This window comes from Flavobacterium sp. ASW18X (assembly GCF_005144745.1).
Classification (GTDB): domain Bacteria; phylum Bacteroidota; class Bacteroidia; order Flavobacteriales; family Flavobacteriaceae; genus Croceivirga.
This window is the reverse complement of the sequence record NZ_SWKK01000025.1, coordinates 1-19,254: the sequence shown is the minus strand read 5'-3', so window position 1 is coordinate 19,254 and position 19,254 is coordinate 1. Positions and strand designations below refer to the sequence as shown.

At 35.0% G+C, this 19,254-nt stretch carries 21 protein-coding genes; 5 read left to right on the top strand and 16 right to left on the bottom strand.

Annotated features, from left to right (window positions below; all coding sequences use genetic code 11):
* Positions 1 to 2 precede the first annotated feature (2 nt).
* From ftsY to recR, 11 genes are all read right to left on the bottom strand, one after another.
* Complete coding sequence (gene ftsY, locus FBT53_RS14840) at positions 3 to 959, bottom strand: signal recognition particle-docking protein FtsY (protein WP_136951978.1); 957 nt, start codon at positions 957 to 959, stop codon at positions 3 to 5.
* 171 nt (positions 960 to 1,130) lie between these two features.
* Entirely contained in the window at positions 1,131 to 1,283 is a 153-nt protein-coding gene (locus tag FBT53_RS14835) for a DUF4295 domain-containing protein (RefSeq protein WP_136951977.1), read from the bottom strand.
* A gap of 8 nt (positions 1,284 to 1,291) precedes the next feature.
* Positions 1,292 to 1,474: a 50S ribosomal protein L33 gene (rpmG, locus tag FBT53_RS14830; RefSeq protein WP_031444791.1), complete on the bottom strand. Its 183-nt coding sequence runs from the start codon at positions 1,472 to 1,474 to the stop codon at positions 1,292 to 1,294.
* Positions 1,475 to 1,487: 13 nt separating this feature from the next.
* Entirely contained in the window at positions 1,488 to 1,724 is a 237-nt protein-coding gene (rpmB, locus tag FBT53_RS14825; protein ID WP_136951976.1) for a 50S ribosomal protein L28, read from the bottom strand.
* Positions 1,725 to 1,796: 72 nt separating this feature from the next.
* On the bottom strand, positions 1,797 to 3,044 hold the full coding sequence (locus FBT53_RS14820; RefSeq protein ID WP_136951975.1) for a CinA family nicotinamide mononucleotide deamidase-related protein: 1,248 nt from the start codon (positions 3,042 to 3,044) through the stop codon (positions 1,797 to 1,799).
* Between the two features lie 80 nt (positions 3,045 to 3,124).
* Entirely contained in the window at positions 3,125 to 3,463 is a 339-nt protein-coding gene (locus FBT53_RS14815; RefSeq protein WP_136951974.1) for an Hpt domain-containing protein, read from the bottom strand.
* Positions 3,463 to 4,074, bottom strand: coding sequence for a fumarylacetoacetate hydrolase family protein (locus FBT53_RS14810; RefSeq protein ID WP_136951973.1), 612 nt, complete (start codon positions 4,072 to 4,074; stop codon positions 3,463 to 3,465). The genes FBT53_RS14815 and FBT53_RS14810 overlap by 1 nt, the downstream gene beginning before the upstream one ends.
* 12 nt (positions 4,075 to 4,086) lie before the next feature.
* On the bottom strand, positions 4,087 to 4,998 hold the full coding sequence (locus tag FBT53_RS14805) for a carboxypeptidase-like regulatory domain-containing protein (protein ID WP_136951972.1): 912 nt from the start codon (positions 4,996 to 4,998) through the stop codon (positions 4,087 to 4,089).
* Entirely contained in the window at positions 4,998 to 5,774 is a 777-nt protein-coding gene (locus FBT53_RS14800) for a 3'-5' exonuclease (RefSeq protein ID WP_136951971.1), read from the bottom strand. Before FBT53_RS14800 ends, FBT53_RS14805 begins: the two co-directional genes overlap by 1 nt.
* 49 nt (positions 5,775 to 5,823) lie before the next feature.
* On the bottom strand, positions 5,824 to 7,167 hold the full coding sequence (locus FBT53_RS14795; protein WP_136951970.1) for a dihydrolipoamide acetyltransferase family protein: 1,344 nt from the start codon (positions 7,165 to 7,167) through the stop codon (positions 5,824 to 5,826).
* Between the two features lie 79 nt (positions 7,168 to 7,246).
* Entirely contained in the window at positions 7,247 to 7,867 is a 621-nt protein-coding gene (recR, locus tag FBT53_RS14790) for a recombination mediator RecR (RefSeq protein WP_136951969.1), read from the bottom strand.
* A gap of 64 nt (positions 7,868 to 7,931) precedes the next feature.
* On the opposite strand from recR, the gene FBT53_RS14785 reads away from it, so the two are divergent.
* A complete protein-coding gene (locus FBT53_RS14785) occupies positions 7,932 to 9,392 on the top strand; it encodes a sodium:solute symporter (RefSeq protein ID WP_136951968.1) in 1,461 nt (486 codons plus the stop codon).
* Here FBT53_RS14785 and FBT53_RS14780 read toward each other — a convergent pair.
* From FBT53_RS14780 to FBT53_RS14765, 4 genes are all read right to left on the bottom strand, one after another.
* Entirely contained in the window at positions 9,389 to 9,748 is a 360-nt protein-coding gene (locus FBT53_RS14780) for a CoA-binding protein (RefSeq protein WP_136951967.1), read from the bottom strand. The two genes, FBT53_RS14785 and FBT53_RS14780, sit on opposite strands and share 4 nt — an antisense overlap.
* 351 nt (positions 9,749 to 10,099) lie before the next feature.
* On the bottom strand, positions 10,100 to 11,110 hold the full coding sequence (locus FBT53_RS14775; RefSeq protein ID WP_136951966.1) for a 3-oxoacyl-ACP synthase III family protein: 1,011 nt from the start codon (positions 11,108 to 11,110) through the stop codon (positions 10,100 to 10,102).
* Between the two features lie 119 nt (positions 11,111 to 11,229).
* Positions 11,230 to 12,537, bottom strand: a complete 1,308-nt coding sequence (locus tag FBT53_RS14770) for an AarF/ABC1/UbiB kinase family protein (protein WP_136951965.1) — start codon at positions 12,535 to 12,537, stop codon at positions 11,230 to 11,232.
* Between the two features lie 9 nt (positions 12,538 to 12,546).
* The gene (locus FBT53_RS14765) at positions 12,547 to 13,209 is read right to left on the bottom strand and encodes a TetR family transcriptional regulator C-terminal domain-containing protein (RefSeq protein WP_136951964.1); all 663 of its coding nucleotides are present in this window, start codon (positions 13,207 to 13,209) and stop codon (positions 12,547 to 12,549) included.
* Positions 13,210 to 13,569: 360 nt separating this feature from the next.
* On the opposite strand from FBT53_RS14765, the gene htpG reads away from it, so the two are divergent.
* Positions 13,570 to 15,459, top strand: a complete 1,890-nt coding sequence (gene htpG, locus FBT53_RS14760) for a molecular chaperone HtpG (RefSeq protein WP_136951963.1) — start codon at positions 13,570 to 13,572, stop codon at positions 15,457 to 15,459.
* Between the two features lie 81 nt (positions 15,460 to 15,540).
* On the opposite strand, the gene FBT53_RS14755 is transcribed toward htpG, so the two are convergent.
* Positions 15,541 to 16,596: a sugar-transfer associated ATP-grasp domain-containing protein gene (locus tag FBT53_RS14755; protein WP_136951962.1), complete on the bottom strand. Its 1,056-nt coding sequence runs from the start codon at positions 16,594 to 16,596 to the stop codon at positions 15,541 to 15,543.
* A gap of 231 nt (positions 16,597 to 16,827) precedes the next feature.
* Between FBT53_RS14755 and FBT53_RS14750 the strand changes: the two genes are divergently transcribed.
* Genes FBT53_RS14750 through FBT53_RS14740 form a run of 3 tightly spaced genes read left to right on the top strand, consistent with a single transcriptional unit; the run spans position 16,828 to position 19,164 of the window.
* Complete coding sequence (locus FBT53_RS14750) at positions 16,828 to 18,165, top strand: hypothetical protein (protein ID WP_136951961.1); 1,338 nt, start codon at positions 16,828 to 16,830, stop codon at positions 18,163 to 18,165.
* An 11-nt stretch (positions 18,166 to 18,176) separates the two neighbouring features.
* Entirely contained in the window at positions 18,177 to 18,524 is a 348-nt protein-coding gene (locus tag FBT53_RS14745; protein ID WP_136951960.1) for a DoxX family protein, read from the top strand.
* A 4-nt stretch (positions 18,525 to 18,528) separates the two neighbouring features.
* Entirely contained in the window at positions 18,529 to 19,164 is a 636-nt protein-coding gene (locus tag FBT53_RS14740) for an MOSC domain-containing protein (protein WP_136951959.1), read from the top strand.
* Positions 19,165 to 19,254 lie beyond the last annotated feature (90 nt).

Genomic DNA, 19,254 nt, shown 5'->3' with positions numbered 1-19,254 from the left:
AATTACATTTTAAAAAAAGAATCTACAAACTCAAACTTATTAAAAACCTGTAAATCTTCTATACCCTCACCTACACCAATATACTTTACCGGAATTTGGAATTGGTCAGAAATACCAATTACCACACCACCTTTAGCTGTACCATCTAACTTAGTTACAGCCAAACTGCTTACTTCTGTAGCTTTAGTAAACTGCTTTGCTTGTTCGAACGCATTCTGACCCGTTGAGCCATCTAATACTAAAAGTACCTCGTGCGGCGCATCTGGTACTACTTTTTGCATTACACGTTTAACCTTAGACAACTCGTTCATTAAATTCACCTTATTATGTAAGCGCCCTGCAGTATCTACAAGCACAACATCTGCCCCTTCTGATACGGCAGAATTTAAAGTATCAAATGCTACAGAAGCAGGATCACTACCCATCTTCTGTTTTATAATTGGCACATCTACACGTTCTGCCCAAACTTGTAATTGGTCAATAGCAGCAGCTCTAAATGTATCTGCGGCACCGAGGACCACCTTTTTACCTTGTTTTTTAAATTGATAAGCCAATTTACCAATAGTTGTGGTTTTACCTACTCCATTGACACCCACTACCATTATTACGTAGGGCTTTTTGTCTGTAGGGATAGCAAATTCTTTATCTTCTCCGCTATGGGTTTCAGAAAGTAAACCTGCAATCTCCTCTCTAAGTATGCTATTTAATTCTTCCGTTCCTAAATATTTGTCCTTAGAAACCCGTTCTTCTATACGATCAATGATTTTTAAAGTAGTATTTACACCTACATCAGAAGTTACCAAAACCTCTTCTAGGTTATCCAATACTTCATCATCTACCTTGGATTTACCCGCAACGGCTTTAGTTAGTTTTCCAAAAAAACTGGTCTTACTCTTTTCTAAACCCTTATCTAGGGTCTCTTTTTTGTCTTTGGAAAATATATTTTTAAATAAACTCATGAGCTTTTACAAAAGATAGTCAAATATAGGAAAGTACGCTCATTTAAATAGGTAGAACTGCATCTAAATATTTAAAGCAAACCGTTTTGGCAACAAGTTCATTATAATGCAATAAAAAACCGTCCCCGAAAATAATCGAGGACGGTCTATAAAATCTTTTTTTGGTATAGCCTACTTGCTATTTAACCAATCATTCACCAATTCTGGTGCCATAACAGACTCAACAAAAGTGTAAGCTCCACTCTTTGGAGACTTAACCATTTTGATAGCTTTAGTTAATCTTTTTGAACTACTTTGTAGTGTTGCTACTGTCTTCTTAGCCATGGCCTAACTTATTTAATTTCTTTATGTACAGTCATACGCTTAAGAATTGGATTAAATTTTTTAATCTCCATTCTGTCTGGCGTATTCTTTTTATTTTTAGTAGTAATGTACCTAGAAGTACCTGGCATACCAGACTCCTTGTGCTCAGTACACTCTAAAATCACCTGAATTCTATTCCCTTTCTTTGCCATCTTTTACTGTTTTTTACTTAACAAAACCGTTGGCTCTCAAGTCCTTCAAGACAGCAGAGATCCCTTTTTTGTTAATTATCTTGATTCCTTTAGAAGAAACGTTCATTGTAACCCATCGGTCTTCCTCAGGGATGTAGAACTTCTTTTTGAAAATATTAGCGTCAAATCTTCTTTTCGTTTTATTGATAGAGAAGGACACGTTGTTTCCAAACATCACCTTTTTTCCTGTAACTTCACAAATTCTGGACATCTCCTTAAATTTTGCTTGATTTTATTGAGGGTGCAAATTTAGATATTTCTTTTAGACGTACAAAATTCTAACTCAGAAATTTAAAATTTCTTTTTGCAAAAGTTCTAATGCCTTGCCTACCGCCCTATTTACAACACGTTCCCGGTGGTCTCCAAAATTAAAATTATGCACAGTAACACCACTTGGACTGCCAATTGCTATAAAAACAGTACCTACTTCTGCATCTGAGTCTCCTTTTGATGGCCCCGCATTGCCCGTAGTTGCAATAGCAAAATCTGCCTCCATAATAATCATTATACGCTCTACCATGGCCTTGGCTACTTCTGCACTTACCACGGAATAGTTCTCAATAACATTCTCAGGAACTCCCAAAACGTTAATTTTAGTATCTGTTGCATAGGTGACCATACTACCTCTAAAATAACCTGATGCCCCAGGAATAGCTAACAATTGATTGGCAATTTTACCTCCGGTAAAGCTTTCTGCTGTTGCTAGTTTTTTTCCTAGTCTATTCAAAGCTCTACCTATTGTTGCTTCTATTTCTTCATCACTTTCTTCGCCAAAAACGATATCCTTAATCTGTGGCAGTAATAGTTGCACTTGTTCTTCTACTTGAGCTGCTAAAACTTCTTGTTGCTTCCCTGTTGCACTTAAACGCAATCTTACTTTACCTAAACTAGGCAAATAGGCCAGTTTAATAGGAGACGGTAAATTATTCTCCCACGTTTCTATTCTTTCTGCTATAGCACTCTCTCCTAAGCCATATGTATTTATGGTTCTATGGATGATATAAGGTCTATCAAAACGCTTTACGATACGGGGTATTACTTGATGCTCCATTAAATTCTTCATCTCATAAGGTACACCCGGCATGGAAACAAAAACAACTCCATCTTTTTGCAACCACATTCCAGGGGCTGTACCCCATTGATTATGGAGCACCTCCGCTTTGCTCGGAACCTGCGCTTGCTGCCGATTCATATCCGAAATAGGTGTAGAAACGTATTTTTCAAAAAGCATCTCTATATGCTCAAGGACCGCATCATTCTTTACCAATACATCATCAAAGTACTCACATAAAGCAAATTTGGTAACATCATCCTTTGTGGGTCCCAGACCTCCCGTAATCAATACCAAATCTACCCTGGATTTAGCCGCTTCAAAAGCTTCTAAAATATGAGCTTTGGTATCTTGTATAGAAGTAATTTGATAGACGGACACCCCAATCTTATTCAAGGCTTTGGACATGTACGTAGCGTTGGTATCTACAATTTGCCCAATTAAAATCTCATCACCAATGGTAATGATTTCTGCTTGCATAATACTTACGTTAATTGCCAGATAAACCAGCTTTTAAGCATGCAAAATTAAGAAAAAACGACGGGGTTATTTTACTTTAACTAGAGTTTAAAATCTGTTTTTAGCTCACCAATTACCTGCTCAATATCTAATTTTAGCATTGGGAACTTTTTTTCGATTTCGTCCATGTCCCCCTGATTCTTGCCTAAGGTTTCTAAATCTAAAGCATTAGCACGAGTTTGTTCCATACCAAGCAGGTCTACATTGGGCTTGATTTTATGTGCCATTTTACGAATCTGTTCGTAATCTTTTGCAGCAATAGCGTTTTCTAGAGCAGCTACATCAGACGGCACTTCTTCTAGAAAAACCGAAATTACGGAGACTACGAAGTCTTGATCGCCATCCGCCATCTCGTTAATCTTATCTAGACTATAAATCATTATTTTATGTTGATTGAAAAAATTTGGTCATTTTCTATATAACCGTCAAGGTAATCATTAGGCAAGACTTTTCCAACACCTGCTGGCGTTCCCGTAAAGATTACATCTCCTTTTTTAAGCATAAAATAGGAAGATACATACGCAATAAGCTCATCTATTTTCCAAAGCATCAAGGCAGTATCTCCGTCTTGGACTAACGTATCGTTTTTATGTAAAGAAAATTTAAGATTGTTTAAATTCTTAAATTTTTCTTTAGGCAACCATTTCCCTATTACTGCAGCACCATCAAAACCCTTAGCTTTTTCCCAAGGCAATCCTTTTTCTTTAAGCTTTGATTGTAGGTCTCTTGCTGTAAAATCTATACCCAAACTTACTTCATCATAATACTTATGCGCAAATTTTTGGTCTATGTGCTTTCCCACCTTTTTAATTTTCACCAAAACTTCCACTTCATAGTGTATATCTGATGAAAACTCTGGAATATAAAAATCTTGTTCCTTAGGCAAAACAGCAGAATCTGGTTTTATAAACACCACTGGTTCCGTAGGACGTTCGTTATTAAGCTCATCTATATGCGCAGCATAATTTCTGCCTATGCAAATTAATTTCATAGCTAAAAAGCATTATAGTTTTTGACCAATTTTTAAACTCACCGCTGGGATAAAATGCTGACTATTGCCTCTTGCTTTTACATCAAAAGGCCTCCATGCTCCCATACCATAAACATACACTTTATAATTGCTATTGGTAGTGTAAACACCGCCAAAAGTTGGAGCAAACCTATCTTCTATTCTTGGTTTATTGGTAATATTATCTTTTTCATCCTTTTTATACCAATTGTAAGGTATAAAGAGCCACTCTAACCCCACATAAACCCCTTCTTTTGGCATTTTCAACTTCATAGCAGTCACATCTATCGCTGTAAATTCTTTTCCTTTTACCGCTTCTAAAACCAAACTTTTACGGGTTAAGTCTACGGTTGGCTCTTTAGTAATTGGGTCTACCCCAAAAAACCTTAACCTAAATTTTGCTCGGTCTCGGGTGAACTCGTTTTTATCTCTGAAAAAAATAGTTACTTTTTCTAGATATTTTTTTGCCGCACCAATGTTTGGAAAGTAAAGTGCTAGAATCCAAGGAGTAGAGGAAGCATCAAAACCGCTTGTGATGCTATAGCTACTTACGGGATTTAATACCTTACTATCCCCAAAATCTTCTGCCAAGACCACCTCTTCTAAAGCCATCGCTTCTGCCTTTATGTAAAAGCCTTTCTTTAGAAAAATAGTATTTGCTGCTACTATAGTATCTTTATAACCTATAGAAGATATATGCACTTGCTTTTGCAAAACAGGCTCAGGAATAGTCAATAAAAAATGGCCTGCTTCATCAGTTGAAGTACCGACTAAGGTGTTTAAAAAACTTATATTTACAAAAGGTATTGGCTCTTTTGTATCTACATCTTTAATATAACCCTCAAAATCTACTTCTTGTCCTGTAATTGCTACACTACAAAGCAAAAAAAACCAAAACAAACGCATTAAGACAACTTATTGTTTAGTTTGCTCAATTTTAACTGCGTTAAAACTTTTTTGGTATACAATGGAAAGTCTGCATTCATAATCCAACCATAATAGCCAGGTTCTTTTTCTAAAACCTCTTCTACTTTTTTGTTTTTATGCTTACCAAAGGTAAAGATTGGTTCACCTTTTTTGTCTTTTGCTATAAAACCTGCAAAATCAAGCGCTTTTCTTCTAGTTGTAAATTCTGAAAGTTTTTTGATATTATTTTCCAGCTCTGGATAACGGTCTAATTGTGCTAAAAGCACCTCATAGGTTGCATTGGTATCTGCTGCCGCACTATGAGCATCTTCTAAAGATTTGTTGCAGTAAAATTTATATGCCGCAGACAATGTTCTTTGCTCCATTTTATGAAAAATGGTTTGCACATCTACAGAAACCATATGCTTCATATCAAAATCTACTTCTGCGCGTAGCATTTCTTCTGCTAATAAAGGAATATCAAATCTATCCGAATTAAATCCGGCTAAATCACTATCCTTAATCATATTATAGATTTCTTTTGATAATTGTTTAAATGTTGGCTCATGAGCCACTTTATCATTAGAAATACCATGTACCGCAACTACTTCTGCTGGTATTTCCATTTCTGGATTTACCAGCCAAGTTTTACTTTCTTTATTACCGTTAGGAAAAACCTTTAATATTGAAATTTCTACAATACGGTCCTTTGCCACATTTGTTCCTGTAGTTTCTAAATCGAAAAAACAAATGGGTTTAGCTAATTTTAATTCCATAAACTTTGCTTACGTTGGGGCGCAAAGATACTGGCTTTTCTAAGAAAGCCTAGATTTCCCTATTAATATCCCAGGCTTCTAGGTAATCTGCTACCGCTTTAACAAACATACCTCCTAAAGCACCGTTTACCACCCTATGGTCATAACTGTGTGATAGATACATTTTACTACGTACACCTATTAAGTCCCCTTCTGGTGTTTCTATTACCGATGGAATTTTCCTAATTGCTCCTAAGGCTAAAATCCCCACTTGTGGCTGATTGATGATTGGCGTTCCAAAAACACTACCAAAACTACCAATGTTTGTAACGGTGTAGGTGCCATCTTTAACCTCATCTGGCTTTAATTTGTTAGCTCTGGCTCTGTTAGCCAAATCATTCACCATCTTTGCCATGCCTACCAAATTCAACTGGTCTGCATTTTTAATTACAGGAACAATTAAATTACCATCTGGCAGAGCGGCAGCCATACCTAAATTAATATTACGCTTTTTAACAACGGTATCCCCATCTAAACTTATATTCATCAATGGATATTTCTTAAGTGCCATTGCTATAGCCTCCATAAAGATGGGTGTAAAAGTTAACTTTTCTCCTTCTCTTTTTTGGAATTCATTTTTAACCTTATTTCTCCAATTGACCACATTGGTAACATCTACCTCTATAAAACTTTGCACATGAGCGGAGGTAGACACGCTTTCTGCCATATGGTGTGCAATTAGCTTACCCATTCTACTTAAAGGTATAAGCTCATCTCCATCCTTAGCTATTACAGGAGTAGCTTTGGCAGCAGGTGCAGAAGCTGTTTTTGGTTCTTTTAAAACTTGAGCTTCTTGTTTCGGAGGTACTATCGGCTCCGCTATGGCACCACCAGAAGTACGTTGTGCCACGTAATCTAAAATATCATTTTTAGTTACACGACCCTCTAATCCCGTTCCTTCTATAGCATCTAATTCTGCCAAAGAAACACCTTCTTCTTTAGCTATATTTTTTACTAATGGACTATAAAACCTATCTGAAGATGATACTTCTTCACCAGCAGGAGATACATCATTTTTAACATGGTTTATCTGCTCTTCTAAAACCGCTGCTTCTTTTTCCAGTGCAGGTTCTTCTTCCACTGCTGCCGCAGTAATCGCTACAGCACCTTCACCCTCAATTTCTATAATTGCAACAACATCCCCTACTTTTACAACATCGTCTACATCAAATTTCTTTTCTACCAAAATGCCTTCTACCTCAGAAGGCACCTCTGAGTCTACCTTGTCCGTTGCTACTTCAAAAACAGCCTCGTCCATTTCTATAGTATCCCCTACTTCTTTTAACCAAGAGGTCAATGTTGCTTCTGCAACACTCTCCCCCATTTGCGGTAATTTCAATTCAAATTTTGACATATTCTTAATAAGAGTGTGTTTGAGTCCTTTTATTTTGCAAAAATAACAATTAAATCCCTATTTTATTATGCAGTGCATATTAATTTGTCTTTAAGGAATTTTCGTAAGGTATTCTATTTAAGATGCTTCTTCCTAGAGTAACTTCATCTGCATATTCTAATTCGTCCCCAACAGCAATCCCTCTAGCAATGGTAGATGTTTTAACCGTTAAACCCTCTAACTGCTTATAAATGTAAAAATTGGTGGTATCTCCTTCCATTGATGCACTTAATGCAAAAATGAGCTCGGCTACCTTACCTTCTTTAACTTTGTTAATTAAAGGAATAATGGATAAGTCTTGTGGCCCAATCCCTTCCATAGGAGAAATTTTACCGCCCAATACATGGTAATGCCCTAAAAATTGAGACGTATTCTCTATTGCCATAACATCTCTAATATCCTCTACTACGCATATAATTGAAGCTTCCCTTTTTGGGTTTGCGCAAATTTCACATAGTACTGTATCCGATATATTATTACAATTTTTACAAAAATTAATTTCGTCTTTTAACTTAACTATAGCATTTGCTAAATGGTAGGTTTGCTGCTCTGGCTGCCTTAATAAATGCAACACCAATCTTAAGGCAGTTCGCTTACCAATACCGGGTAATTGAGACATCTCGTACACCGCATTCTCCAACAATTTAGACGAAAATTCCATATTGCAAAATTACGATTTTATCTTCTGCTCAAAGTTGTTGTTCTTTGTATTTTAATCCAATTTTATGAGTGCTATCCAAATCCTCATCCTAATAGCTGGGTACTTTCTTGTTCTTATGAGCATATCTTATTTTACAGGTAAGAATGATAGTAATGCTGATTTTTTTAAAGCTGGTAGGCAATCTCCTTGGTATTTGGTTGCTTTTGGCATGGTTGGCGCCTCTTTATCTGGAGTCACCTTTATATCTGTACCTGGCTGGGTAGATAGCTCACAATTTAGTTACATGCAGGTAGTTTTTGGCTATTTAGTAGGTTACTTTGTTGTCGCTTTTGTGCTTTTACCTATTTATTACAGACTTAATTTAACCTCCATTTATGAGTATCTTTTAGAACGATTTGGACCCACCAGCCATAAAACGGGAGCATTTTTCTTCTTTATTTCTCGTGTACTGGGCGCAGCCTTTAGACTGTTTTTAGTAGCTATAGTACTGCAGCAATTTGTTTTTGACGCCTTCCACATACCTTTTGAAATTACAGTAATTCTTTCTGTTTTACTCATTTGGATTTACACCAATAAAGGGGGAATAAAAACAATAGTTTGGACAGACACACTACAAACCTCTTTTATGATTATTGCAGTGTTGCTATCAATACTTCTTATTCTAGACAAATTAAACTGGACGTTCAGTGATTTTCTATCTTCAGAAGAATTTAAAAATTACAGTAGAATTGTATTTACAGACAATTTTAAAGCGAAGAATCATTTTTTAAAATCGTTCCTTGGCGGTATGTTCATCACCATTTGCATGACAGGTTTAGATCAAGATATGATGCAAAAAAACCTTACTTGCAAAAACTTAAAAGATGCACAGAAAAACATGGTTTCTTTTAGCATTGTCCTAGTAGGCGTTACTTTTATGTTTATGTTGTTAGGTGCTCTTTTATTTATATATGCAGGCCACAACAACATAAGCTTACCGCTATTAGATGGCAATCCAAAGACAGATTTGCTATTCCCAGAGATAGCACTCAATTCTGGCTTAGGGTTAGTACTCAGCATTACTTTTATGCTAGGATTAATTGCCGCTGCTTATTCTAGCGCAGATAGCGCTCTAACTTCTTTAACTACTTCGTTTTGTGTAGATTTTTTAAAAATTGACAAAAAAACAGAAGCAAAGCAGAAGAAGGTAAGAAAACAAACCCACATTTATATGAGCTTAGCCCTAGTCATTGTTATCATTGCATTTAAATACATCTTAAACAGCAATGTTATAGACAGCTTACTTACCGTAGCTGGATATACGTATGGGCCATTACTTGGTTTGTTTGCCTTTGGAATATTTACCAACTACCAAATACACGATAAGTGGGTTTGGGTAGTAGCCATAGTTTCTGTAATAATTATTAGCTCTATTGCCGCCATAGACCCTAAGCATTTAGGTGGTTATGTTCTGGGTTACGAATTGCTACCACTTAATGGCCTTTTAACGTTTATTGGTCTTTATGCCATTAAAAAACCTGCTTAATATTGATTTGTAGCTAACAAAACCAAGGTGCAAGCAACCTGCACCTCTATCCCATGAACTTTAAGAAGCTCATAGAATTCTGGATTTTCCGTACCTGGATTGAATATTACTTTTCTAGGTTCTAGGTTGATGATATCTTGGTAAAATTCTTTCTGACGGCTCGGATTTATGTACAAAGTAACCACATCAATTTTTGGAATTTCCGCCAAATTGGTCGTAATTTGTATAGAATGAACCAAACCAGCCTTCAGACCATAAGCTACTGTCGGCACATTTTTTTCTTGAAGCCTTTTAATAGCCATATTGCTATATCTATTAGGTTTTAATGAGGCTCCAAAGACTAAAGTAGTCTCCATAATATTAAAATACTGTTAATTGTAATTTTTAGTCGTAACGAATCATTTATTCTTACGTCTTATAAAATATATAAGTTACAAACTCATTGGTAAGACTGTATTTTTTATAGTTAATGGTTAGTGTTTAGTATAGCTTATCAATGTAAAAAGCCCCGGTTAATCCCGGGGCTACTTCTTTACAGATATTTCTTTTTTTTGTTTTACTGTAACATCTAACCCTTTTTTACAGTCTATTATATAAGTTAATAATGTTAGCAGAAAAACGGAACGACCTTTGAAATGTTTTTTGGTTGGTTAGTTTTTCCAAAGGTCTGTCTTGCCCTAGCAATTTGTAGCTAGGGCATTTTTCTGTTACCAACGTAAGATTACACTACCCCAAGTAAATCCACTACCAAAAGCAGCTAACACTACTAAATCTCCTTCTTTAATTTTTCCTTGCTCCCAAGCTTCTGTTAATGCAATTGGAATAGAAGCAGCTGTTGTATTACCATAACTCATAATATTATTATACACCTGATCATCTGCTAGCCCAAATTTGTTTTGCACAAATTGTGCAATCCTTAAATTTGCTTGGTGTGGAATTAACATATCTATATCTTGCGGTTGCAAATCGTTTGCTTTTAACCCCTCTTTAATTACCTCACTAAACCTAACTACCGCATTTTTAAAAACAAATTGTCCGTTCATGTACGGGAAGTAAGAAGTGTCTTCTGTATCATTATCAGCAATGATATCTGTCACCCATCTTTTGCCCATACCTGGCGCAATCACAGATAATTCTTCCGCATGTTGCCCTTCTGAGTGCAAGTGACTAGATAAAATTCCACTTTTACTACCTTCTTCTGCCCTACTAACCACGGCAGCACCAGCTCCGTCTCCAAAAATCACAGAAACACCTCTACCACGGGTAGTCATATCTAACCCCTTGCTATGTACTTCTGAGCCAATCACAAGAATGTTTTTGTACATACCACTTTTTATATATTGGTCCGCTACAGAAAGTGCGTAAACAAACCCAGAACATTGGTTACGCACATCTAATGCCCCAACCGTTTTAATACCCAAGTCTCTTTGCACAAGCACCCCTGGACCAGGAAAATAATAGTCTGGACTAAGGGTAGCAAATATGATAAAATCTATATCGTCTTTATCAAGGCCAGCCCGTTCTATTGCAACTTTTGCAGCTTTTACACCCATAGAAGTTGTAGTATCACCACCTCCTACAACGTGTCTCCGTTCTTGAATCCCTGTACGCTCCTGAATCCATTCATCACTAGTGTCCATGATTTTGGACAAATCATCATTAGTTACTACATTTTCTGGGACGTAGAACCCAAGCCCTTTTATCTTAGCATTGTACATAGCCACAATTTTAGTTTTTAGAGGCGAACATCACCTTTATTTTTTGGATTTTAAAAAATTTAGCGGTGCAAATTAAGAAATGCTAAATTAAAAGCAACTATCTAAAGAAATAATATAGTTTAAAGGTATTTCCTAAAATTATTTACTTCTACTTTAGCTTTAAGGTCATGCAGTAAATTGTACAACCCAAAGAAAGTTCTGTTCATGTATAAAAAATGCTTGGAACCCCTGTTCCCATTCATTTTACGGATTTGCGGATCTTTGGAATAACGCTCACTTAAATTTGCAATTTGCCCCCAGAATTTTTCATCTCCGAAATCAAAGGTATCCTCATGGAAAGGCGAAGTGAAGAGCGTAAGCATTTCTTTGAATAGTTCTGTAAAAAATTGTAATTCCTGGTCCGTATCTGTCGGCATTAATATCTCTAGTTCATACAACTTATCTGAAAAAATTGTTGGATTAGATATGTTATCCTTTTCTGCCAGTTCAAAATAAGGCACATAAAAACTATCTGGTATTAACTTAATACAACCAAAGTCTATGGCAATTAATTCGTGCGCATCATTAACCAAAAAATTACCTGGGTGAGGGTCTGCATGCACTTTTTTTAAGCCATGAATTTGAAACATATAAAAATCCCAAAGTGCCTGACCTAGCTTATCACCTACTTCTTGAGAGAAATTTGTCTTGGCAAACTCACTCAGATGTTTCCCCTGCATCCAATCCATAGTTAAAATACGTTCACTAGACAACTCTGGATAATACGATGGAAAACGCATATTAGGTATGCTCTTGCAAGCTGTTGTAATTTCTTGGCTTTGTTGCAACTCCAAAACATAATCTGTTTCTTCTAACAACTTACCTTCTACCTCTTTAAAAAACTTATCAGAATCTTTGCCCTGCAGATTAAACATCCGTATTGCCACAGGTTTCACTAAAGCCAAATCACTGCTAATACTATTTGCAACTCCTGGATATTGAATCTTAACTGCCAATTTTTTTCCATTTTTTTCAGCCCTATGTACTTGGCCTATACTCGCGGCGTTGACACTATCTTTTTCAAACGAATCAAAAACTTCTTCAGGATATTTATTTAAGTACTTTTTAAAAGTTTTACGTACTAACGGGGCAGATAATGGAGGTACCGAAAATTGAGACAAAGAAAATTTTTCTACATAAGCATTGGGTAGCAAATTTTTTTCCATGCTAAGCATTTGAGCTACTTTTAATGCACTACCCTTTAAATCCTTTAATCCGTCATAAATATCTTCTGCATTATCTTCATTTAATTGCTCTTTAGCCTTTTCTGCATCTATTAATTTAGCACCATAGTATTTAACGTAGTTGCCACCAATTTTAACACCGGTCTTTACCAATTTCCCTGCACGTTCCAACTTACCTGTTGGTATTTTATCCAATGTTTTCATTCTACTCCATTATTTAGTTACGGTTTCCTTGTACAAGAATTTTCCAAAATCTAACAGACTATCTAGAGGTGTATTATCAAAAACATCAAAAACTGTAGTTACAGACTTTTCTATAGCCATATCTGTTTTTTCAAATCCAGCAGAACTATCCTTTACCCAAAATCTAAGCAGAAACAAAAATTGAAACCATGCTCCTTCTGCAAAAACTTGGGGGTTCTTTTTTGTAATCTTCAAGGTTTTGCCTTCATTCCCTGCCTCTACCAAATCTTTTGCAAATGCCTTAACCTTGGGTCTTAACGACTTCAATTCCTTTACCCTATCTGGCATAGTTACGTGCTCCCCTAAAACATAAAGAACATAACTCCTATTAAGGGTTAACACCTCAAAAAATGTGTAATAAAAGCTTAACAATTTTTCTTTATTTGTAAAAGAGGTGTATTCGCCATTCTTGTGCAATACATTAATAGTATTCTCATAAAATTTATGCCAAACACGCTCCTTTAAGGCCTCAAACGAACCAAAAAATGTGTAAAACTCTTCTTCTTTAATCTTATGATTCTTACAGAACTTATAAACTGATTTTGGATAGGCTTCTTGTTCCAGAACCTCATCCATATAAAAACCCAAAATTTTATCTTCTGTCATTTTGGAAGCAGTACTTTTTGTAGCCATATCTAAAATATTGTTTAATTAATTTTTTATTTATTTCAACCTAAAGTTACAACAAGAAAAAAGAAAGTGCACCTTCTAGCAAAAGTGCACTTTCAACAACCTAACCAATAAATAAACAACTCTTGTTGTAGAGTATCTTTTTCATAGCATTTTTTTCACCACAACAATACAAATATAATTATGTTTAATTTATTTTGCATTATGTTAAACATATTAATTTGTGTTAAACTTTCTTAATATCTAATTTTTAACCCCAAATGCCAGTTTGTCAGTTTTTACAGAATGGTATTTTTTTTGACTAAAAGCCAACAGTAAAAAGTTTATAACAGTCTAACAAAAAACAACTAAATACAGATAAGAATGGCAACAGGTAAAATCAATGTTTCTGTAGAAAACATCTTTCCATTAATTAAAAAATTCTTGTATAGTGACCATGAAATCTTTTTGAGAGAATTGGTTTCTAATGCAACAGATGCTACCCTAAAGCTAAAACACCTTACTGCAATTGGTGAGGCAAAGGTAGATTACGGCAATCCAATGATAGAGGTTAAAGTGGATAAGGATGCTAAAAAAATCCACATTATTGACCAGGGAATTGGTATGACAGAGGATGAAGTTAAAAAATACATAAACGAAGTAGCATTCTCTGGTGCAGAAGAATTTTTAGATAAATACAAAGATTCTGGCAAAGACACGGGCATAATAGGCCATTTTGGTCTTGGTTTTTACTCCGCTTTTATGGTAGCAGAGAAAGTAGAAATAATTACCAAAAGTTTTAAAGATGAACCTGCGGTACGTTGGGTCTGTGATGGTTCTCCAACATTTGAACTTTCTGAAGCTAATAAAACAGAGCGCGGAACAGAAATAGTGTTGCATGTAGCCGAGGACTCTACTGAGTTTTTAGAAGAAGCTAAAATTAGGGAGTTGTTGACTAAGTACAACAAGTTTATGCCAATACCTATTAAATTTGGCACACGTACAGAAACTCTACCTAAACCAGAAGATGCTAAAGAAGATGACCCAGCGCCTACACAAGAAGTAGACAACATTATTAATAACCCTAACCCTGCTTGGACTAAAAAACCAACGGACCTTGAAAGTGAAGATTACAAAAACTTCTACCGGGAACTTTATCCTATGCAGTTTGAAGAGCCGCTATTTAACATTCACTTAAATGTAGATTACCCATTTAATCTTACGGGTATTCTTTATTTTCCTAAGCTTACAAACGACTTAAACATACAGAAAGACAAAATACAGCTTTACCAAAATCAAGTATTTGTTACGGATAATGTAGAGGGTATTGTTCCAGAGTTCTTGACCATGTTACGCGGGGTAATAGATTCACCAGACATTCCCTTAAACGTATCCCGTTCTTATCTACAAGCAGATGGTGCGGTAAAGAAAATATCTTCTTATATCACTAAAAAGGTTGCAGACAAGCTAAACTCCTTGTTCAAAGACAACAGAGAAGATTTTGAACAAAAATGGAATGATATTAAAGTGGTCATAGAATACGGAATGCTTTCTGAAGACAAATTCTATGATCGCGCAGAAAAATTTGCTTTGTACCCTACGGTAGATGGAAAATTTTACACATTTGAAGAACTACAAGAAAAGACTAAGGAAAGCCAAACCGATAAAGATGGTAAATTAGTTTTACTTTATGCTTCTAACCAAGAAAACCAACATAGTTATATTGAAGCTGCCAAAGCAAAAGGTTATGAGGTTTTATTATTAGACTCTCCTATTGTACCACACTTGATTCAGAAATTAGAAACCTCTAAGGAAAATGTAAGTTTTGCTCGTGTAGATGCTGACCATGTAGACAATCTTATTAAAAAAGAGGATAATACTATTTCTAAGTTATCTGATGAAGAAAAAGATAAATTAAAGGCTGATTTAGAAGGCGTTTTAGGAGAAAATAGTACCTACACTGTACAATTAGAAGCTATGGATAGCACCGCCCAGCCTTTTATTATCACAGAACCAGAATTTATGCGTAGAATGAAAGATATGCAACAGACTGGTGGCGGTGGTATGTTTGGAATGGGGAATATGCCAGATATGTATAATCTTATTGTGAATACAAACCACGAATTAGTTGGTGAAATTCTAAACACTAAAACGGCAAAGAAAAAAGAACGATTAATAAGTCAATCTTTAGATTTAGCACGTTTATCTAAGGGCCTATTAAAGGGTGAAGAATTGACCAAATTTATCTCTAGAAGTTACGAGATGATTAAGTAGTGTTACACTACTTCCTGCAAAGTCAGGAATCTATATATATAAAACCGTCTAAAGTCTTTAAATAGACTTTAGACGGTTTTTTTATTCTTTCCACAAGTGTTCCCATCCTAAATTTTTAAAACATGGTCCTTGAGTAAATTCTGCAAAACCAATACCCGTATGGAATCCGTTCCATTCCATAACTTGTATTTTGTCATCTTTATCTAAAACTACATCCCAACCAATACATCGAACAAAAGACATTTTCTTCTGCATTGTTAATACGGTTTCTACCATTTCTTTAAATCTTGGTATCTGCTCCCCTTTAAACTTAAAATTAGTATCTGGATGTTCTTTAATAGTAAACCACATTTTGGAGTGCCCCAGTTCGTTCAAATTTCCGGAATCTAAGGCTATAGGAACTACAATTTGAGAACTAGATTTTACATGAGAATCCTTATTTCTGCCAACTCGCAAATAAGCAGCTCTTAAAGATGATTCTCCAAAATCATCCAGAACCGTTAATAAGCGAATGGTCGCAACAGAGTTAGGCATAATTTGATTAAAAAAGGAATGCTGTTCTATGTAATTCTGAAACACCCCAGCACCAAATTTAACCACCTGTTTTGTATTAAATGTAGCTTGCTCTAGCACAAAAACTCCCCTACCTTGGAAAGAATTATTCAACTTAAAAACAATCTTACCAGATTCTGAGAATAATTTCTCTTTTATTTCTGAAGCGGAACATATTTTATAATTCTTATCATAAAATGAACGATTAACTAAGTAACCTATATCAGAGAAAGCGTCACTTTCAAACAGTCTTTTAGAAAGTGGTTTTAAGAATGATGTTTTACCAACCTCTCCTTGAAGTTTTGGAACAACTACGTTTCCAAAATAATTTTCTGGCAACCACCCTTCTTTAAATTCCCCAGCCATAGCTGTATATGCTTTTAACCAAGGGGCATACCCTTTCCAACCCAATATATCTTTAGCATAAGCTTCTGCCAATTTTAGTTCTTTAGGGTTTGCTTTCCCTTTTTCCTTTTCAATAGTTTTTAGCGCCTTATTTGCCATCTTATTATGGCTAAAATTGTAATAAGAGGTCTTTACATAATTATAAAGTTCCTTTGGTGCTATTTTTGGTTTGCTTGGCATTCGGTCTGCTTTATTGAATGGGTTAAATATATACTTGATTGACCATACAGCCAATTCTAAGCTACAGTATTATCAATTACTTAATTTTTCTTGAGTTTAAAGAATATTGAATATTGTTTCAATAGGTAAAATCAACTTTTAATACACAAAAAAAAGACTTAAGTCTTCAATACAGTTTTTAGATAGTATTTTAATTATTTAGGTATCTTGGGTTTTAAACCAACTCACAAATTGAATACAGATTACCGTACTCCAAGTTTTAAACGTTTTTTAGATGCTTTACAACAGCAAAGTTGGGAACTAGAATTATTACTTTCAGGTTTTGTCCTTTATGGGCTTTTTAATGCAATAGAACCTTTGAGAGAACAAGGCGCTATAGCCAACTATATTGGCAATGAACTTAGTGTCTTTAGCCATTCTTTGGCACTTGTTTCCGTGTATATTTTAATCTTTAATTTAATCACGCATATTATTCTTAGGGGGTTATGGATAGGCTCTTTAGGATTAAGGTATGTTTCTGGCGACATCAATTACGAAAAATTAAACTACTCCAAAAAATTTGAAAAGCACTTAGCAAAAAATATTGGTCCGTTTGATAGATATATAGCTAATCTAGAAAACTACTGCAGTATCATCTTTGCCCTTACTTTTTTGTTAATATTTTACTTTTTCTCTTTCTTCATTGTACTTGCCATCAATTCCATATTATTGCATACCTTAATTACTAGCAAAGGTTATCCTGACTGGTTACAAGTACTTTCCGTCATTATTTTTATGGTATTAAATTTAGGAGGAATAATTGTATTTATAGATTTTATCACCCAAGGCCTACTAAAAAAGAATAAATGGGTAAGCAAGCTCTACTTTCCAATTTACTGGGTGTTCAGCTTTATTACGTTTTCTTTTTTATACAGGGCGTTAACCTATAATTTTTTAGATAATAAATTCGGTAAGCGAATTATATTTTTCTTGTTGCCTATTTATATAATTATTGCGCTGATTGTAAATATTGAATATAGTAATACCAATTATTTTAATGATTTAGAAACATCTAATAATGTTTTTGCTCATAAAAATAGTTACCGGGATATGCTAACAAAAAAACAAGACATGCCTGGAAAAATGGTTATCCCTTCTAAATTAATACAGAACAATTATTTAGAAATCACCTTGCCGTACTCAAAAGATTTAGACGATTTAGTGTTTAATTTTGATAGTATTCTAAAACCAGAAATAGACAAACGGGGCATTAGAACAGAACTTTTTAATTTAACCATCAATAATTCTGACAGTTCGATGGCAAATAGCAAAAAACTTTCTAGTTTACGCAAAAAGTATTTAAAAGTTTTTAATCAAATGCATTACTTTACCATTGATGGTGTTATGAGAGATGCCGATTTTATTGCCACCACAGACGAAAGAGATTTACTGGGCTTTATAACCTATTTAAATATAAGAGACTTAAACGAAGGTAATCATGTTATCAATTTAGTGCGAAAGAAAAAAGAAAAAGATTCTTTGGTAGTCACTGTTGAAGAAACCATTCCCTTTTGGTATTTTAAATCTTAAAACTAACTTTTATGCCTTGGCACCTTTATTTAATGGCTTTTTTGTATGGATTTGCAGGAACAATGCACTTGATAAAACCAAAAGTTTTTATGCGTGTAATGCCGCGTTATTTACCCGCACACAAAACGCTAGTGCTCTGGAGTGGTGTTGCAGAAATAGCCGTAGCAGTAGGTCTGTGTTTTCCAAGCACCAAAGACTGGGCTATTTACGCTTTAATTTTAATGTTAATTCTATTTTTTAGCATTCATTTTTACATGTTGAGTAGTGAAAAAGCCGCGGCTGGTATTCCAAAATGGATTTTACTATTACGGATTCCCTTGCAATTTGTTCTAATCTACTGGGCATATAGCTATCTTTAAAACTATGAAAATAGTAAGTACTAACCTTGGAGAAAGGACCACAGTAATATGGCGCAAAAAAGAAGTCCAAACGGGCATCTTTAAAAAGCCAATAAATCAACCTATTTTCCTAGGTAAAACAGATGTAAAATCAGACAACGTGATTGACAGAAAACATCATGGAGGAGTTTACAAAGCATGCTATTTGTATTCCACACACCATTATCCGTATTGGAAAGAAAAATATCCAAATCTAGATTGGCACTATGGCATGTTTGGAGAAAACCTTACCGTAACTAGTTTTGATGAAACGCAACTTTATATTGGTAATATTTATAAAGTTGGTAGTGCTCTGGTCCAAATATCTGAACCTAGACAACCTTGTTTTAAATTAGGGATTAGGTTTAATAATGCCGCTGTGATTAAAGAATTTTTAGAATATCCTAGTCCTGGCACCTATATAAAGGTATTGGAAGAAGGAACTGTAAAGGTAGGGGACGAATTTATTTTACAACAAGAACACCCAGCCAAGTTTACTGTTCAAGAATATTATGAGCTAGCTACCAACCAAACCACCGAACCGTCTGTAATTAAAAAAGCACTTGTTTGTGATGCTGTTAAACCAGGGAAACAAGAAAAATATAGACAGTTGCTCAACTAAAAAAACCCCGGCTAAAAGCCGGGGTTCCCACAAACTGAATAAATTAACTAAAAACTAAACTGCTTCGTGTTAGAACTGTAGCTTATTTTA

What these genes read in the sequence shown, in the direction of transcription:
- FBT53_RS14835 (WP_136951977.1), bottom strand. Translation starts at nt 1,283, where the DNA reads ATGGCTAAGAAGACAGTAGCAACACTACAAAGTAGTTCAAAAAGATTA.
- FBT53_RS14775 (WP_136951966.1), bottom strand. Translation starts at nt 11,110, where the DNA reads ATGTACAATGCTAAGATAAAAGGGCTTGGGTTCTACGTCCCAGAAAAT.
- FBT53_RS14800 (WP_136951971.1), bottom strand. Translation starts at nt 5,774, where the DNA reads ATGGAATTAAAATTAGCTAAACCCATTTGTTTTTTCGATTTAGAAACT.
- FBT53_RS14785 (WP_136951968.1), top strand. Translation starts at nt 7,932, where the DNA reads ATGAGTGCTATCCAAATCCTCATCCTAATAGCTGGGTACTTTCTTGTT.
- FBT53_RS14740 (WP_136951959.1), top strand. Translation starts at nt 18,529, where the DNA reads ATGAAAATAGTAAGTACTAACCTTGGAGAAAGGACCACAGTAATATGG.
- FBT53_RS14820 (WP_136951975.1), bottom strand. Translation starts at nt 3,044, where the DNA reads ATGCAAGCAGAAATCATTACCATTGGTGATGAGATTTTAATTGGGCAA.
- FBT53_RS14810 (WP_136951973.1), bottom strand. Translation starts at nt 4,074, where the DNA reads ATGAAATTAATTTGCATAGGCAGAAATTATGCTGCGCATATAGATGAG.
- rpmG (WP_031444791.1), bottom strand. Translation starts at nt 1,474, where the DNA reads ATGGCAAAGAAAGGGAATAGAATTCAGGTGATTTTAGAGTGTACTGAG.
- FBT53_RS14815 (WP_136951974.1), bottom strand. Translation starts at nt 3,463, where the DNA reads ATGATTTATAGTCTAGATAAGATTAACGAGATGGCGGATGGCGATCAA.
- rpmB (WP_136951976.1), bottom strand. Translation starts at nt 1,724, where the DNA reads ATGTCCAGAATTTGTGAAGTTACAGGAAAAAAGGTGATGTTTGGAAAC.
- FBT53_RS14770 (WP_136951965.1), bottom strand. Translation starts at nt 12,537, where the DNA reads ATGAAAACATTGGATAAAATACCAACAGGTAAGTTGGAACGTGCAGGG.
- FBT53_RS14795 (WP_136951970.1), bottom strand. Translation starts at nt 7,167, where the DNA reads ATGTCAAAATTTGAATTGAAATTACCGCAAATGGGGGAGAGTGTTGCA.
- ftsY (WP_136951978.1), bottom strand. Translation starts at nt 959, where the DNA reads ATGAGTTTATTTAAAAATATATTTTCCAAAGACAAAAAAGAGACCCTA.
- FBT53_RS14780 (WP_136951967.1), bottom strand. Translation starts at nt 9,748, where the DNA reads ATGGAGACTACTTTAGTCTTTGGAGCCTCATTAAAACCTAATAGATAT.
- htpG (WP_136951963.1), top strand. Translation starts at nt 13,570, where the DNA reads ATGGCAACAGGTAAAATCAATGTTTCTGTAGAAAACATCTTTCCATTA.
- FBT53_RS14755 (WP_136951962.1), bottom strand. Translation starts at nt 16,596, where the DNA reads ATGCCAAGCAAACCAAAAATAGCACCAAAGGAACTTTATAATTATGTA.
- FBT53_RS14765 (WP_136951964.1), bottom strand. Translation starts at nt 13,209, where the DNA reads ATGGCTACAAAAAGTACTGCTTCCAAAATGACAGAAGATAAAATTTTG.
- FBT53_RS14805 (WP_136951972.1), bottom strand. Translation starts at nt 4,998, where the DNA reads ATGCGTTTGTTTTGGTTTTTTTTGCTTTGTAGTGTAGCAATTACAGGA.
- recR (WP_136951969.1), bottom strand. Translation starts at nt 7,867, where the DNA reads ATGGAATTTTCGTCTAAATTGTTGGAGAATGCGGTGTACGAGATGTCT.
- FBT53_RS14745 (WP_136951960.1), top strand. Translation starts at nt 18,177, where the DNA reads ATGCCTTGGCACCTTTATTTAATGGCTTTTTTGTATGGATTTGCAGGA.